The following is a 14,514-nucleotide window of genomic DNA, read 5'->3' on the forward strand; positions in this document are numbered from 1 at the left end:
GCGTCAAATCTGAACCGCAGGACCGGCCGCTCGCCCCGAGGGAGGCGAAGATGCCTGCAGCGCGGGAATCACTGCTGGACGCCGCTTACGCGGCACTGACGCGCCGGCCGTGGTCCGCGGTGCGGATGGTGGACGTGGCCGCCGCGGCCGGAGTCTCCCGGCAGACGCTCTACAACGAGTTCGGCAGCAAGGACGGCCTCGCCAGGGCCCTCGTCCGCAGGGAGGCCGACGGCTACCTCGCCGGCGTCGACCGCGCTCTCGCCGGGCACGGCGACCCGCGCGACCGGCTGACCGCGGCCGCCGAGTGGACCACGGCCGACGCCCGCGGCAACGCCCTGGTCCGCGCCCTGCTCACCGGATGCTGGAGCGCGGGCCTGCCCGCGCCGGCCCTCCCGGCCGTCACGTCCGCTTCCGCCGTGCCCGCCCAGCGCCGCGCCGACGGCCCGCTGCCCTCACCCGCCGACCTCGTCGCCCTCGTCCGGGACCGTGCCGTCGCCGTCCTGGCCGGCCCCGGCGTCCCCAGGAGTGACACCGCCGATCTGGCCCGTTCCTGTGAACTCGTGATCCGTCTGGCCCTGTCCTGCGTGGCCGCTCCGCCGGCCGACAACGGCGTCGCCGATCTGGTACGCGGTGCCCTGCTACGGCAGCCGGTGCCGTAGATCCGGTTCAGTGGGCGGACCCCGAAAGCTGCAGCCCGATCACGCCGACGATCACCAGCGTGATCGACACGATCTTCAGCGTCGACACCAGGTCCCCGAGGAACACCATCCCGTAAATGGCCGTCCCCGCCGCCCCGATGCCCGTCCACACCGCGTACGCGGGACCCACGTCCAGCTTCTTCAGCGCCAGGGTCAGCAGCCCGAAGCTGCCCAGCGCGAACGCGCAGAACGCCACGGTCGGCCACAGCCGGGTGAAGCCGTGGGACAGCTTCAGGCACACGGCGAAACCGGTCTCGAGCAACCCGGCCACGATGACCAGCAGCCACGCCATGTGTCGTCCTCCCGCAGTGCCACGTACGGTGACCGTTTCGCCAGGTTCGCCAGGTTCGGCAGGTTCGGGTCCGGCTCGGTGCGAGTATGCACTTACCGCCCGCACGTCCCGGCAAACACGCGGAGGTCAGTCGCCTTCGGAGTGCTCCCGTGCCGCCAGCAGCCGACGCAGGGAATACAGCCGCGCCGGATCCGCGTGCCCCTCGGCCACCCAGGCGTCCAGCGCGCAGTCCGGCTCGTCGTGACTGCACGCGCGCGGACAGCCCTCGGTGCCCGGCACCAGATCGGGGAAGGCGTGGATGACCCGGGACGGGTCGACATGGGCGAGCCCGAACGAGCGCACACCCGGGGTGTCGATCACCCAGCCCTCCGCGTCCGGCAGCGGCAGCGCCAGAGCGGAGGTCGTCGTGTGCCGCCCCCGCCCCGTCACCGCGTTGACATGCCCGGTCGAACGGCGCCGTTCCAGCGGCACCAGCGCGTTCACCAGGGTCGTCTTGCCCACCCCGGAGTGCCCCACGAACGCCGTGATCCGGCCGTCCAGCTGCTCCCGCACCCGGTTCACGGCCTCACCGCTCTCCAGCTCCGCACGGCTGGTGACGACGTACGGGATGTCGAGGTCGCCGTACAGCTCCAGCAGCTTGTCGGCCGGCGCCAGGTCCGACTTGGTCAGCACCAGCAGCGGAGTCAGGCCGCCGTCGAAGGCAGCGACCAGGCACCGGTCGATCAGCCGCGGGCGGGGCTCGGGGTCGGCGAGGGCGGTGACGACGGCGAGCTGGTCGGCGTTGGCCACGACCACCCGCTCGTAGGGGTCGTCGTCATCGGCGGTGCGGCGCAGCACCGACGTGCGCTCCTCGATCCGTACGATCCGCGCGAGCGTGTCCTTCTTTCCGGACAGATCGCCCACGATCGCCACCCGGTCGCCGACCACCGCCGCCTTGCGGCCCAGTTCCCGGGCCTTCATCGCCATGACGACCCGGTCCTCGACGAGGCACGTCAGCCGGCCCCGGTCGACGGTGAGGACCAGCCCTCCGGCGGCGTCCTCGTGCTTGGGCCGGATGTGGGAGCGCGGCCGGTTGCCCTTGCGGTTGGGGCGCGAGCGGATGTCGTCCTCGTCGGTGTGCTTGCCGTAACGGCGCATGGCGGACCCCTATGCCCCGAGCATCCCGGTCCACAGGTCGGGGAAGTCCGGCAGGGTCTTCGCCGTGGTCGCCACGTTCTCGATCTGTACGCCGTCGACCGCCAGGCCGATGACCGCGCCGGCGGTGGCCATGCGGTGGTCCTCGTAGGTGTGGAAGACCCCGCCGTGCATCCGGCGCGGGCGGATGTGCAGTCCGTCGGCGGTCTCGGTGACGTCGCCGCCGAGCTCGTTGATCTCCTTGGTGAGCGCGGCCAGCCGGTCCGTCTCGTGCAGCCGCAGATGGGCCACGCCCCGCAGGGTGGACGGGGAGTCCGCGAGGGCCGCGACGGCCGCGATGCCCGGCGTCAGCTCGCCGACCTCGCCGAGGTCCACGTCGATGCCGTGGACCGACCCGGAGCCGGTGAACACCAGCCCGTGCTCGGTCAGCTCGCAGGAGCCGCCCATCTCGGTGAAGATCTCCCGCAGCCGGTCACCCGGCTGGGTGGTACGGGCCGGCCAGTCCGGGACGACGACCGTGCCGCCGGTGACCAGCGCCGCCGCCAGGAACGGCTGGGCGTTGGACAGATCCGGCTCCACGGTCAGGTCACGGCCGAGCAACGCCCCCGGGGTGACCCGCCAGACATTGGGCTCACCCCCCGACTCGGGGGTGTCGACCTGTGCGCCCACCGCGCGGAGCATGTCGACGGTCATCCGGATGTGCGGCAGGGACGGCAGGGTCGCGCCGGTGTGCCGGACCTCCACGCCCTGGTTGAAGCGCGGCGCGGACAGCAGCAGGGCGCTGACGAACTGGGAGGACGAGGAGGCGTCGACCTCCACGGTCCCGCCGTCCAGGGCGCCGCCGCCGTGCACGGTCATCGGCAGCGCACCGCGGTCGTCGTCGTCGATCCGGGCGCCCAGCCGGCGCAGCGCGTCGATGACTCCGTTCAGGGGACGCTCGTAGGAACGCGGGTCACCGTCGAAGCGGACGGGACCGTCGGCCAGCGTGGCGACCGGGGGCAGGAACCGCATCACGGTGCCGGCGTTGCCGACGTCGACGGTGGCCGGGCCGCGCAGTCCCGTGGGCAGCACCCGCCAGGCCTCGCCCGTTCCGTCGGGGCCCACGCCTTCCTCGATCTCGATGCCCATCGCGCGCAGGGCGCCCGCCATCAGCAACGTGTCGCGCGAACGCAGCGGGCGGCGCAGCCAGCCCGGCTCGGAGGCGAGGGCGGCGAGCACGAGGGCACGGTTGGTGACCGACTTGGACCCGGGCACGTGGACCGTCGCGTCGACGGCTCCGCTTGCGTGCGGGGCGGGCCAGAGAGCGGTGTGCGCGGGGTTCGGGACCATGGGGCCACTCTATAAGGAGGGGGAGGACAAGGCCGTTCCTCACCTGCGCGTCCGTGGTGACGGACCCGCCCGCGGCTGGGTGCCCTCCCTCGGCTCACAGGCCCAGCAGCCACCTGCCCCCGCCCAGCAAGGAGCACAGCGACACCGCGTGGAACAGGAACAGCCACAGCCCCGCCGGTACGTGCGTCAGCCGGGACAGCTGATCCGCGTCCGAGTCCCCCGCACCCCCGCGCGCCCGCTTGGCCTGGAGCTCGAAGGCCGGGCGCACCCCGCCGAGCAGCAGGAACCACACCACGGCGTACGCGAAGGCTGCCTGCACCTGGGGTCCGGTCAGCCAGGACACCAGCACGAACGTGCCGCCCGTGACGAGCACCGACGCCGCACCGTAGGCGTTGCGGATCATCACCAGCATCGCCAGCAGCAGCGCCGTGGCCAGCCACAGCAGCAGCGTGATGCGCCCGGCGCCGAGCAGCGAGGCGCCGCCCAGGCCCAGCAGAGGGGGAGCGGTGTAACCGGCGGCGGCGGTGAGGATCATGCCGATGCCGTGCGGTTTGCCTCGGCTGACGGTCAGGCCGCTGGTGTCCGAGTGCAGACGTATCCCCGTCAGCGTGCGGCCGGTGAGCAGCGCCACCAGCCCGTGTCCGCCCTCGTGGGCGATGGTGACGGCGTTGCGGGACAGCCGCCACAGCCCTTGCGGTACGACGACGGCGGCCGCGGCGGCCAGGGTGACGACGACCACCCACACATCGGGGTCGGGCTGGGTGCCGGACACCTCGTCCCAGAGGGAGCCGAGCGAGGCGGACGCGGTGCTGACCATGCTTTCCATGTGTTTCGGATCGCTCCCTCTGTGCGTACGGAGTCTGGCAGTGTTGCACGTATGTGCGGACGGTATGCAGCGAGTCGCAGGCCCGAGGATCTCGCAGGAATCTTTGAGATCGAGAAGTGGGAGCCGGAGGAGACCCTGGAGCCCGACTACAACGTGGCGCCGACCAAGGAGGTCTACGCCGTCCTCGACCGTGCCCTCAAGGACGTGACGGACCCGCGCCCGGTTCGGCAGCTGCGCACGCTGAAGTGGGGACTGGTGCCCTCCTGGTCCAAGACCCCCGAGGGCGGCGCCCGGATGATCAACGCCCGCGCGGAGACCGTCCACGAGAAGCCGTCCTACCGCCGGGCCTTCTCCTCCCGGCGCTGCATCCTCCCCGCCGACGGCTACTACGAGTGGGTCACCGGCAAGCAGGAGCGGGACCTGGAGGCCGAGGGCAAGAAGAAGCGGCCCCGCAAGCAGCCCTACTTCGTGACGCCGGCCGACGGCTCGGTGTTCGCCATGGCCGGACTGTACGAGTTCTGGCGGGACAAGACGCTGCCGGACGACCACCCCCGGGCCTGGTGGGTGACCTGCTCCGTCATCACCACCGAGGCGGAGAGCAGCCCGCTCGCCGTGTCCCCGGCGGACGGCCCGCACGCCCTCGCCGAGATCCACCCGCGCATGCCGCTGATGCTCACACCGGACCGCTGGGACGCCTGGCTGGACCCGGCCCGCACCGACGCCGACGAGCTGCGCGAGCTGCTCGCCCCGCCGCCGGCCGGCCTGATGCGCGCCTACCCGGTCGCCACGGCGGTCAGCAATGTCCGCAACAACGGACCGGAGCTGCTGAAGGAGCTGGCCGCGCCGGAAGAGGGCACACTGTTCTGACGTGACCCCCGACACGACGGACGCCCCCGACACGACAGACGCGGCGGACGCGCCGGTCGCGACCGAGAACGTCGAGACCGACGCGGGCACCGCCCGCATCACCTGGCACCGCGCCCGGCACGGCCCGCGCCTCGTCCTCGCGGCGAGCCACGGCGCCGGCGGCGGCATCGAGGCCCGGGACCTCAAGGCGCTCGCCGCCGAGCTGCCCGCGCACGGTGTGACCGTCGCCCTCGTCGAACAGCCCTGGCGGGTGGCCGGCAAGAAGGTCGCCCCCGCGCCGAGGACCCTGGACACCGGCTGGCGCGGCATCTGGCCCGCGCTGGCGAAGCCGGGCCTGCCGGTGATCTCGGGCGGACGCAGCGCCGGCGCCCGCGTCGCCTGCCGCACCGCCACCGAACTCGGCGCCCACGCGGTGCTCGCCCTGAGCTTCCCCCTGCACCCGCCGGGCAGGCCCGAGAAGTCCCGTGCCGGCGAACTGCTGGGCGCGGGCAGGCCCACGCTCGTCGTCCAGGGCGCCAACGACCCGTTCGGCAGGCCCGAGGAGTTCCCGGAAGGCACGTTCGAACTGGCCGAGGTCCCCCACGGCGGTCACGGCTTCGCCGTGCCCAAACGGGCGGACATCACACAGGAGGAGGCCCTGGCGGTCGTGACCGACGCCGTCGTGCGGTGGGTCGGCGCACTCGGCTGAGGACCGGGAATGCCCGTGGGGCCCCCACTGTTGGGACGGACGTATGTGCCGGTCGACGGCACCACCGTCGTAGGAGAGGAAGTCCGCCGCATGGGTTCCACGTTCTGCCCGAGCCGCAGTGCCCGCGCCGATCTGGACTGGACGGTGCTGCACGCGGCCAAGACCGCCCCTGTTCGGGCGGCGGGCGGACCGGATCGTCGTCTATCCTCCGATTCGGGTGAGACCGGTTTTGGTCTCACGACAACACTGGAGGAGGTGGGTCCGGTTCCCGGTACCGACGCAGGGACCGAACACGGCCAGGCGGAGCAGCCCGAGGGCCAGGGCAGCAAGAGCGCGGAGTCGACCGCGGAGCGCAGCGCGCGCTTCGAGCGGGACGCGCTCGAGTTCCTCGACCAGATGTATTCGGCCGCGCTGCGTATGACGCGCAACCCCGCCGACGCCGAGGACCTGGTCCAGGAGACGTACGCCAAGGCGTACGCGTCCTTCCACCAGTTCCGCGAAGGCACCAACCTCAAGGCGTGGCTGTACCGGATCCTCACCAACACCTTCATCAACTCCTACCGCAAGAAGCAGCGTGAACCGCAGCGCAGCGCGGCCGAGGAGATCGAGGACTGGCAGCTCGCGCGCGCCGAGTCACACATGTCCACAGGTCTGCGCTCCGCGGAGTCGCAGGCGCTGGACCACCTGCCGGACTCGGACGTCAAGGAAGCACTCCAGGCGATCCCGGAGGAGTTCCGCATCGCGGTGTATCTCGCCGATGTCGAGGGCTTTGCCTACAAGGAGATCGCCGACATCATGGGGACACCCATCGGTACGGTGATGTCCCGGCTGCACCGGGGCCGCCGCCAGCTGCGCGGCATGCTCGAGGACTACGCGCGCGAGCGCGGGCTGGTCCCGGCCGGTGCCGGAGAGTCGAACGAAGCGAAAGGCTCGAGGTCATGAGCTGCGGAGAGCCGCACGAGACGGATTGCAGCGAAATCCTCGATCATCTCTACGAGTTCCTCGACCGTGAGATGCCGGATTCCGACTGCGTGAAGTTCGAGCACCACTTCGAGGAATGCTCGCCCTGCCTGGAGAAGTACGGGCTCGAGCAGGCGGTGAAGAAGCTGGTGAAGCGCTGCTGCGGGCAGGACGACGTGCCGGGCGACCTGCGTTCCAAGGTCATGGGGCGGATCGACGTGATCCGCTCCGGCCAGGCCGTGCCCGACCAGGACGTCGAGGCCAGCCCGCAGGAGTCCTGACTTCCTGCCGCCCCCCGGCCTCCGTGTCACTCGTACGTGCTAATCCGCGGGTTATCGGCCCCTGGAGGCACCCTCCGTCGTCCTAGGCTCCAGAGCCTGGCGGACGGCGGCAGGGCGAGTGCGGCGGGCACGGGCGGGGAGGGGCTCATGGAGGCGTTACCGGCACGGGCCCGTGCATATGTCGCCGGTGTCGCCCTGCTGGCCCTGCTCTGTCTGCTCCCCTTCCCGTCGCCGGGAGTCCTGCCGGACGCCCGTGTTCCCTGGTGGCCGGTCCTCCTGCTCGCCGCGCTGTACGCCGGCTGTGAGCGCCTCGCCCGGTCGCGCCTCGTCGCCGCCCCGCACCTGGGCGGCACCTTCCATCCCGTCCTGCTCGCCGGGGCTTTCCTGCTGCCGCCGCACGCCGCGGCGCTGGTCGCGCTGCCCGGGGCACTGCTGCTTCCGGTGCAGCAGCGGCCGTACCTGGTCCGAAGGCTCTGGCGGGCCGCTCAGCTGGTGCTCGCCGTATGGACCGCGAGCCGTGTCCATCTGGCGGTCGGGGGCCGGGCCACCGTGGCGGACTGCGACGTACCCGGCGCGCTCGCGGCGGCCGGGGCCGCGGTGCTGGCGTTCTGCCTGGTGCTCACCCTGCTCGACGGCGGCATCCTGGCACTGACGTCCGGTGTGCTCCCGCGCGGGAGACGGACGGCGGCCCCGGCCGTGTGGTGGCGCCGGTTCCTGAGGTCGCTGCCACCGCTCGCCGTGCACGGTCTCGCCGGGCTCATGATGGCGCTGCTGTGGCGCAGTGCGTACGGCCCCGTGGCGGCCCTGTTCGTGCTGCTGCCGATGGGTGTCTCCTGGTGGGCGTTCGCCCAGTACCACCGTGAGCGGGCGGCCCACCGGGCCACGATCCGCGCGCTCGTCCAGGCCGTCGACATCAAGGACGGCTACACACGCGGGCACAGCGAGCGCGTCGGACGGGCGTCCGTGATGATCGCGCGGGAACTCGGCCTGGACGACGAACGCGTCGAGGTGCTGCGCTTCGCGGGCATCCTGCACGACGTCGGCAAACTCGGCGTGCCCACCCGGCTGCTCACCAAGAACGGTCCGCTGACCCCCGAGGAACGCCGGGTGATCGAACTGCACCCCGAGTACGGGCACGAGATGGTGCGGGGGATCTCCTTCCTCGGTGAGGCCCGCGCGGCGGTGCTGCACCACCACGAACGGCTGGACGGCTCCGGCTATCCCTACGGTCTGGCGGGCGGTCAGATCCCCGAGTCCGCCCGGGTGGTCGCGGTGGCCGACGCCTTCGACGCGATGACCTCCACCCGCTCCTACAGCAGGGCACGGCCCGTCCCGGTGGCGCTGGACGAGCTCCGCCGGTGCGAGGGAACCCACTTCGACCCGCGGATGGTGGACGCGCTGGTACGGGCGATCGGCCGGAGGGGATGGAATCCGGCGGTGACCGCCGACGAGGTCCTCCCACCCACCGGCGTGCCCGCCGACGAGGTCTTCCCACCCACCGGCGTGCCCGCCGACGGGGGCCCGTCCGCCGCATCGGCCACCGACCGGCCCGGGGTGCGCCGGTGAGGCCGCGGCTGCACACCGTCGTGCACGTCTGTGCGGGCGTCCTCGCCGCCGGTTCCCTCGGCAGCACCCTCTACAACGGCGTCGAGGACCGGGGTGTCGCCCTGGCCTTCGGGGTGCTCATCGCCGTCGGTGAGCTCACCCGGCGAGGCGGGACCCGGATCCGGGAGGCCGCGCCGCTCGCCGCCGCCGGATCGCTGTCGTACGCGCTGCTCGGGGAGGTCGCGGGACGACCGGCTCCGCACGGGGCCGCCCAGGTGGTCACCGTGGTGCTCGCCGCGTCCCTGCTCGGCAGCGTGCCGCAGGTCGGGCGCGGCGACGGCCCCGTCCTCGACCCGCCGGCCCGTCGGGTGCTGACCGTCGGATTGGTCGCCGTGTGCTTCCAGCCCCTGTACGGCCGGGGCGTGTTCGACGACTGGGGCGGACCCGCGCACGCGCTGCTGCTGCTCGCCCTGCTGTCCCTCACCGCGCTGTGCGACGCCGTACTCGCCGCCGTCCTGGAACACTCCCGCACCGGCTGGCCCTTCCCGCCGTTGCTGCGCGACGAACTGCGGGCCATTCCCGGCATCGGGGCCGCCGTGATCGCCACGGGCGCGGTGATGGCGCTCGGGGTCGCGGTCGTGGGGCTGTGGGCGCTGCCCGTCTTCTCCGTGCCCCTGCTGCTCGCACAGTTGTCCTACCGGAGGTACGCCGCCGTGCGCGCCACCTACCGGCAGACCATCGCCTCCCTCGCCCGGGCCACCGAGATCGCCGGATACACCCCCGCCGGGCACGCCCGCCGGGTCGCCGAACTCAGCCAGGCAGTGGGCCGGGACCTCGGGCTGACCGAGCCCGAGCTGACCGTGCTGGAGTACGGCGCACTGATGCACGACATCGGTCAGCTCAGCCTTGTCGACCCGGTGGCCGCGGGGGCCACCGCCCTCCTGCCGGTCTCCGAGCAGCGGCGGATCGCACTGCTGGGTGGCGCCGTGGTGCGCCAGAGCGGAGTCGACCCCCGGGTGGCGGGCATCGTCGAACGCCAGGCCGATCCGTACGGGGAGCAGCCGCTCGCCGCGCGGATCGTCCGGGTGGCGAACGCGTACGAGGAGAAGTCCCGGGAAGGAGGTCCCGGCGGGCCGCTCACCGCCCTGGAGGAACTGCGGCTCGGTACCGCTGGGGAGTACGCGCCGGAGGTCGTCGAAGCACTGGCCCGGGTCCTGTCCCGGAACCCGGAGGGGGAGCGTTGAGGAGGGACCCCACGTGGTGAGAGCCGCGAAGAGGCCTGTCTGACCCCGTGCGAGGCTGGGTAACCCATGGGTAATGAGCGTCCTCGTGGCCGTACGTGGTTGGATGCGAAGGAGAGGGTGTCCGGGGGCGCGGATCGGAACAGCCGGCCCACCGAACGGAACTGGCAGGCGGGAATCGTGAGGATCTTCGGCAAGGTACGGCACCGGCCCTCCGCCTCCTGGCGGCAGGCCACGGACCGTGCGTTCACGCTCATCGGCGACGGCCGGTACGAGGACGCGGGAGCGCTGCTGACACGTGCCGCCGATCTGGAACCCTGGCTGTCGGAGTCCTGGTTCAACCTCGCGTTGCTGCACAAGTTCCGCCACGACTGGGAGCAGGCGCGCGCCGCCGGTCTGCGGGCCGTGGCACTGCTCGACCGGGACACCGGCGCTCCCGACTGGTGGAACGTCGGCATCGCCGCCACCGCCCTGCAGGACTGGCCGCTGGCCCGGCGGGCCTGGCAGGCCTACGGGCTCAAGGTTCCCGGCCCGGCCAACGACTCCGGCGAGCCCCTCGGCATGGACCTGGGCAGCGCGGCCGTACGGCTGTCCCCGGAGGGGGAGGCGGAGGTCGTGTGGGGCCGGCGCCTCGACCCCGCCCGGGTCGAGGTGCTGTCCATTCCGCTGCCGTCCTCCGGGCGACGCTGGGGCGAGGTCGTCCTGCACGACGGCGTGCCGCACGGCGAGCGCAGCACCGCCGCCGGGCACACCTACCCGGTGTTCGACGAGATCGAGTTGTGGGCGCCGTCGCCGGTGCCGACCTGGGTGGTACTGCTGGAGGCCGCGTCCGAGGCCGACCGGGACGCGCTGGAGCAGCTGGCCTCCGACGCCGGGTTCGCCGCCGAGGACTGGTCGTCCTCCGTGCGGCTGCTGTGCCGGATGTGTTCGGAGTCGCGGATGCCGTCCGACGAGGGCGAGGGCGAGCACCTCGACCCGCACGACCACAGCGAGCCGGGGCATCCCGGGCCGCTGGGCCATGTCACGGACGGACAGTTGTGGGTGCCGGAGCGCGAATGCGGGCTTGCCGCGCCGGCTTCGCTGGTCCGGGGGTTGTTGGACGGGTGGGTTGCGGACAGCCCGGACTCGCGGGACTGGCGGGATCTCGAAGAGGTGTGCTGAGACCGCTCCCCGGGCGCGGGTTCGTGGGGGTTGACCGCGCCCACGCGCGGAGCGGCCCGTCGACGCGGTCCCGCGCCCCTGCCGGGGCGCGTTTCCCCGTACCCTGTATCGAGCATCCCCCTGGGTTTCACTGAGGAAGGCGTACGTCGGTCATGGCTCAGCAGGACACCGATCAGCAGCACGCGGGCGTGCTCCCCGTGGACGACGAGGGATACGTCATCGACACGGAGGACTGCGAGGAGCGCGAGGCGGCCTGGCGGGAGCGCGGCACCTCGCGCCCGATCACGGTGGTCGGCAATCCGGTGCTCCACAAGGAGTGCAAGGACGTCACGGACTTCGGCGAGGAGTTCCAGCAGCTGGTCGCCGACATGTTCGCCAGCCAGCGCACCGCCGAGGGCGTGGGCCTGGCCGCCAACCAGATCGGCGTCGACCTCAAGGTCTTCGTCTACGACTGCCCTGACGACGAGGGCGCGCGGCACACCGGTGTGATCTGCAACCCGAAGCTGGTCGATCTGCCCGCCGAGCGGCGCCGACTGGACGACAGCAGCGAGGGCTGTCTGTCGGTGCCCACCGCTTACGCGTCGCTGGCTCGTCCGGACTACGCCGAAGTGACCGGGCAGGACGAGAAGGGCAACCCGGTGCGGGTACGCGGCACGGGCTACTTCGCACGGTGTTTGCAGCACGAGACCGACCACCTCTACGGCTACCTGTACATCGACCGGCTGTCCAAGCGGGAGCGGAAGGCCGCCCTGCAGCAGATGGCCGAGAACGAGCCGCGCTACCCCGTGGTCGCGGGCGACTGACCAGGGGCAGAAGCCCTTCACCGCCTCGCGCAGCACGCCCGGCCGGGACCTCTCTCCGGCCGGGCGTTCGGTCGTCCGTGCGCGCCTGAGAAGTAGCGAAAGAAGCAAATCCGTTCCCAGAGCGGTCAGTTGTGGTGCTGAATAGAGGTGCGGGGATACGCACGGCGTGCGCCCGGCACGGGGGGCCGGGCACGCGGCAACTGGCGGCTGAGAGGGGATTGTTCGTGCATGCTTTGTCACACGGCACCACATCGACACCGACCACCATCGCGGTTCCACCGGCGCTGTCCCTTCCGGTGATCGAGGCGGCGTTTTCCCGGAAACTCCACCCGTATTGGCCGAGGCTTCAGGAGACGACCAGGGCGTGGCTGCTCGAAAAGCGGCTCATGCCGGCGGACAAGGTGGAGGAATATGCCGACGGCCTGTGCTACACCGACCTTATGGCGGGGTACTACATAGGCGCCCCCGACGAGGTCCTGCAGGCGATAGCGGACTACAGCGCGTGGTTCTTCGTCTGGGACGACCGGCACGACCGCGACGTCGTGCACGGCCGCCCCGCCGCCTGGCAGCGGCTGAAGGAACGGCTGCACAGTGCCCTCGACAGCCCCGACGACCACCTGAGTCACGAGGATCCCGTGGTCGCGGGGCTCGCGGACAGTGTGCGGCGGCTGTACGCGTTCCTGCCGGACAGTTGGAACGCCCGGTTCGCCCGGCACTTCCACACGGTGATCGAGGCGTACGACCGTGAATTCCACAACCGTACGGAGGGAATCGTCCCCACCGTCGAAGAATATCTGGAACTGCGCCGGCTCACCTTTGCGCACTGGATCTGGACCGATCTGCTGGAACCGAGTGCGGGCGGTGAACTCCCGGACGCGGTACGGAAGAACCCGGCGTACCGGAAAGCGGCACTGCTCAGTCAGGAATTCGCCGCCTGGTACAACGATCTGTGCTCATTGCCGAAGGAAATAGCGGGCAGCGAGGTCCACAATCTCGGAATCAGTCTCGTCATCCATGAGGGACTGACACTGGAAGAAGCGATCGCCGACGTGAGGCACCGAGTACAGGAATGCATTCGCGAATTTCAGGAAGCCGAACGGGAAGCCTTACGGTTCGCCGACGTCCTCGACGACGGCACAGTGGGAGGAAAGGAAACGAGCGCTGCCGTACGCGCATGCGTCGGCAACATGCGGAACTGGTTCAGTTCCGTCTACTGGTTCCACCACGAGTCCGGCCGGTACCGGATCGACAGCTGGGACGACCGGTCCACGCCCCCGTACGTCAACAACGAAGCGGCAGGTGGGAAATGACCGTCGAGTCGGTGGAACCCGGAGCAACCGCGGCGACCGCACTGCGCGAGCCGCCCCTGGCCGGCGGAGGAGTCCCCCTCCTCGGCCACGGCTGGAAACTGGCGCGCGATCCGCTCGCCTTCATGTCCCGACTGCGTGACCACGGTGAGGTCGTACGACTGAGGATCGGGCCGAAGACGGTGTACGCCGTCACCACCCCCGCCCTCACCGGGGCGGTGGCACTCAGCCCCGACTACATCATCGCCGGACCGCTGTGGGAGTCCCTGCAGGACCTGCTCGGCGAGGAGGGCGTGGCCACCGCCAACGGCCCGCTGCACCGCCGTCAGCGCCGCACCATTCAGCCCGCGTTCAAGCTCGAGGCGATCCCCGCGTACGGGCCGATCATGGTGGAAGAGGCGTACGCGCTCGTGGAGCGCTGGCGCTCCGGTGAGGAACTGGACGTCACGAGGGAGTCCTTCCACGCGGCCGTCCGGGTCTCCGCCCGCTGCCTGATGCGTGGCGGCTACATGGACGCCCGGGCCGACCGTATCTGTGCCGACCTCGCGACGCTGTTCAGCGGCATGTACCAGCGCATGGTGGTACCGCTCGGACCGCTCTACAAGGTGCCGCTTCCGGCCAACCGGGAATTCAACCGGGCCCTGGCCGATTTGCACGTCCTGGTGGACGAGATCGTCGCCGACCGACGGGCAAGCGGTCAAAAGCCGGACGATTTGCTGACGGCTTTGCTAGAGGCGAAGGATGACAATGGGGAGCCCATCGGGGAACAGGAGATCCACGATCAGGTCATCGCCATACTCACCCCCGGCAGCGAAACCGTCGGAGCCACGGTCATGTCGCTCCTCCTGGTTCTCACCGAACACCCGGACCTCGGTGACAAGATCCGCGACGAGGTGAAAAGCGTCGTCGGTGACCGTCCCATCGCATTCGAGGACGTCCGAAAGCTGACGTACACCGCGAATGTCGTCACCGAGACCCTGCGACTGTATCCGGCCGTATGGATATTGACGCGCCGCGCGGTGGCGGACACGGAACTCGGCGGATACCGCATTCCCAAGGGGGCGGACCTCATCTACAGCCCTTACGCCATCCAGCGCGACCCGCGGTCGTATGAGCGGAACGAGGAGTTCGACCCCGACCGCTGGCTTCCGGAGCGGGCCCGGGACGTGCCCAAGTACGCGATGAGCCCGTTCAGTGTCGGCAACCGGAAGTGCCCCAGCGACCACTTCTCGATGGCCGAGCTCACGCTCATCACCGCGGTGGTCGCCTCGGCCTATCGGTTCGAGCACGCGTCCGGTTCCGACATCCGGCCCCGGATCGGCATCACGCTCCGGCCGCGCAGGTTGATGCTGCGGGCACTGCCCCGCTGACCGCCCGGCCGA

The 14,514-nt window shown here is 71.2% G+C and carries 15 protein-coding genes; 11 read left to right on the forward strand and 4 right to left on the reverse strand.

Annotation, left to right across the window (positions count from 1 at the left end; all coding sequences use genetic code 11):
• Positions 1 to 50 precede the first annotated feature (50 nt).
• The gene (locus tag ACZ5C2_RS23195; protein ID WP_468794063.1) at positions 51 to 659 is read left to right on the forward strand and encodes a TetR/AcrR family transcriptional regulator; all 609 of its coding nucleotides are present in this window, start codon (positions 51 to 53) and stop codon (positions 657 to 659) included.
• Between the two features lie 7 nt (positions 660 to 666).
• Here the strand turns inward: ACZ5C2_RS23195 and ACZ5C2_RS23200 are convergent, their stop codons facing one another.
• From ACZ5C2_RS23200 to ACZ5C2_RS23215, 4 genes are all read right to left on the reverse strand, one after another.
• Positions 667 to 990 carry a DMT family transporter gene (locus ACZ5C2_RS23200; protein WP_125504317.1) on the reverse strand — a complete coding sequence of 108 codons (324 nt, stop codon included), beginning with the start codon at positions 988 to 990 and terminating at the stop codon, positions 667 to 669.
• A gap of 126 nt (positions 991 to 1,116) precedes the next feature.
• Positions 1,117 to 2,127 carry a ribosome small subunit-dependent GTPase A gene (gene rsgA / locus ACZ5C2_RS23205; protein WP_468794066.1) on the reverse strand — a complete coding sequence of 337 codons (1,011 nt, stop codon included), beginning with the start codon at positions 2,125 to 2,127 and terminating at the stop codon, positions 1,117 to 1,119.
• Between the two features lie 9 nt (positions 2,128 to 2,136).
• On the reverse strand, positions 2,137 to 3,453 hold the full coding sequence (aroA, locus tag ACZ5C2_RS23210; protein WP_468794069.1) for a 3-phosphoshikimate 1-carboxyvinyltransferase: 1,317 nt from the start codon (positions 3,451 to 3,453) through the stop codon (positions 2,137 to 2,139).
• 94 nt (positions 3,454 to 3,547) lie between these two features.
• Positions 3,548 to 4,270, reverse strand: coding sequence for a M50 family metallopeptidase (locus ACZ5C2_RS23215; RefSeq protein WP_468794310.1), 723 nt, complete (start codon positions 4,268 to 4,270; stop codon positions 3,548 to 3,550).
• Positions 4,271 to 4,330: 60 nt separating this feature from the next.
• Between ACZ5C2_RS23215 and ACZ5C2_RS23220 the strand changes: the two genes are divergently transcribed.
• From ACZ5C2_RS23220 to ACZ5C2_RS23265, 10 genes are all read left to right on the forward strand, one after another.
• Entirely contained in the window at positions 4,331 to 5,146 is an 816-nt protein-coding gene (locus ACZ5C2_RS23220; RefSeq protein WP_468794071.1) for an SOS response-associated peptidase, read from the forward strand.
• Position 5,147: 1 nt separating this feature from the next.
• Positions 5,148 to 5,834 (forward strand): alpha/beta hydrolase family protein, encoded by a 687-nt coding sequence (locus ACZ5C2_RS23225; protein WP_468794074.1) that lies wholly within the window; start codon positions 5,148 to 5,150, stop codon positions 5,832 to 5,834.
• A 255-nt stretch (positions 5,835 to 6,089) separates the two neighbouring features.
• Entirely contained in the window at positions 6,090 to 6,776 is a 687-nt protein-coding gene (gene sigR, locus ACZ5C2_RS23230; RefSeq protein WP_468794077.1) for an RNA polymerase sigma factor SigR, read from the forward strand.
• Positions 6,773 to 7,075: a mycothiol system anti-sigma-R factor gene (gene rsrA / locus ACZ5C2_RS23235; protein ID WP_468794080.1), complete on the forward strand. Its 303-nt coding sequence runs from the start codon at positions 6,773 to 6,775 to the stop codon at positions 7,073 to 7,075. Before sigR ends, rsrA begins: the two co-directional genes overlap by 4 nt.
• 147 nt (positions 7,076 to 7,222) lie before the next feature.
• Positions 7,223 to 8,641, forward strand: coding sequence for an HD-GYP domain-containing protein (locus tag ACZ5C2_RS23240; protein WP_468794083.1), 1,419 nt, complete (start codon positions 7,223 to 7,225; stop codon positions 8,639 to 8,641).
• Positions 8,638 to 9,864 carry an HD-GYP domain-containing protein gene (locus tag ACZ5C2_RS23245; RefSeq protein ID WP_468794085.1) on the forward strand — a complete coding sequence of 409 codons (1,227 nt, stop codon included), beginning with the start codon at positions 8,638 to 8,640 and terminating at the stop codon, positions 9,862 to 9,864. The genes ACZ5C2_RS23240 and ACZ5C2_RS23245 overlap by 4 nt, the downstream gene beginning before the upstream one ends.
• Before the next feature lie 177 nt (positions 9,865 to 10,041).
• Entirely contained in the window at positions 10,042 to 11,022 is a 981-nt protein-coding gene (locus ACZ5C2_RS23250; RefSeq protein ID WP_468794088.1) for a tetratricopeptide repeat protein, read from the forward strand.
• Between the two features lie 152 nt (positions 11,023 to 11,174).
• Positions 11,175 to 11,825, forward strand: a complete 651-nt coding sequence (gene def, locus ACZ5C2_RS23255) for a peptide deformylase (RefSeq protein ID WP_468794091.1) — start codon at positions 11,175 to 11,177, stop codon at positions 11,823 to 11,825.
• A gap of 224 nt (positions 11,826 to 12,049) precedes the next feature.
• Positions 12,050 to 13,135 (forward strand): epi-isozizaene synthase, encoded by a 1,086-nt coding sequence (gene cyc1, locus ACZ5C2_RS23260; protein WP_468794094.1) that lies wholly within the window; start codon positions 12,050 to 12,052, stop codon positions 13,133 to 13,135.
• Positions 13,132 to 14,502 (forward strand): bifunctional albaflavenone monooxygenase/terpene synthase, encoded by a 1,371-nt coding sequence (locus tag ACZ5C2_RS23265; protein ID WP_468794097.1) that lies wholly within the window; start codon positions 13,132 to 13,134, stop codon positions 14,500 to 14,502. Before cyc1 ends, ACZ5C2_RS23265 begins: the two co-directional genes overlap by 4 nt.
• Positions 14,503 to 14,514: the final 12 nt, after the last annotated feature.

It is taken from the genome of Streptomyces sp. NPDC031365 (genome assembly GCF_055569765.1).

Bases quoted from the DNA above. Each gene is read 5' to 3' on its own strand.
- ACZ5C2_RS23215 (WP_468794310.1), bottom strand. From the start codon at position 4,270: ATGGTCAGCACCGCGTCCGCCTCGCTCGGCTCCCTCTGGGACGAGGTG.
- ACZ5C2_RS23200 (WP_125504317.1), bottom strand. From the start codon at position 990: ATGGCGTGGCTGCTGGTCATCGTGGCCGGGTTGCTCGAGACCGGTTTC.
- rsrA (WP_468794080.1), top strand. From the start codon at position 6,773: ATGAGCTGCGGAGAGCCGCACGAGACGGATTGCAGCGAAATCCTCGAT.
- ACZ5C2_RS23240 (WP_468794083.1), top strand. From the start codon at position 7,223: ATGGAGGCGTTACCGGCACGGGCCCGTGCATATGTCGCCGGTGTCGCC.
- def (WP_468794091.1), top strand. From the start codon at position 11,175: ATGGCTCAGCAGGACACCGATCAGCAGCACGCGGGCGTGCTCCCCGTG.
- rsgA (WP_468794066.1), bottom strand. From the start codon at position 2,127: ATGCGCCGTTACGGCAAGCACACCGACGAGGACGACATCCGCTCGCGC.
- ACZ5C2_RS23195 (WP_468794063.1), top strand. From the start codon at position 51: ATGCCTGCAGCGCGGGAATCACTGCTGGACGCCGCTTACGCGGCACTG.
- ACZ5C2_RS23265 (WP_468794097.1), top strand. From the start codon at position 13,132: ATGACCGTCGAGTCGGTGGAACCCGGAGCAACCGCGGCGACCGCACTG.
- aroA (WP_468794069.1), bottom strand. From the start codon at position 3,453: ATGGTCCCGAACCCCGCGCACACCGCTCTCTGGCCCGCCCCGCACGCA.
- ACZ5C2_RS23220 (WP_468794071.1), top strand. From the start codon at position 4,331: ATGTGCGGACGGTATGCAGCGAGTCGCAGGCCCGAGGATCTCGCAGGA.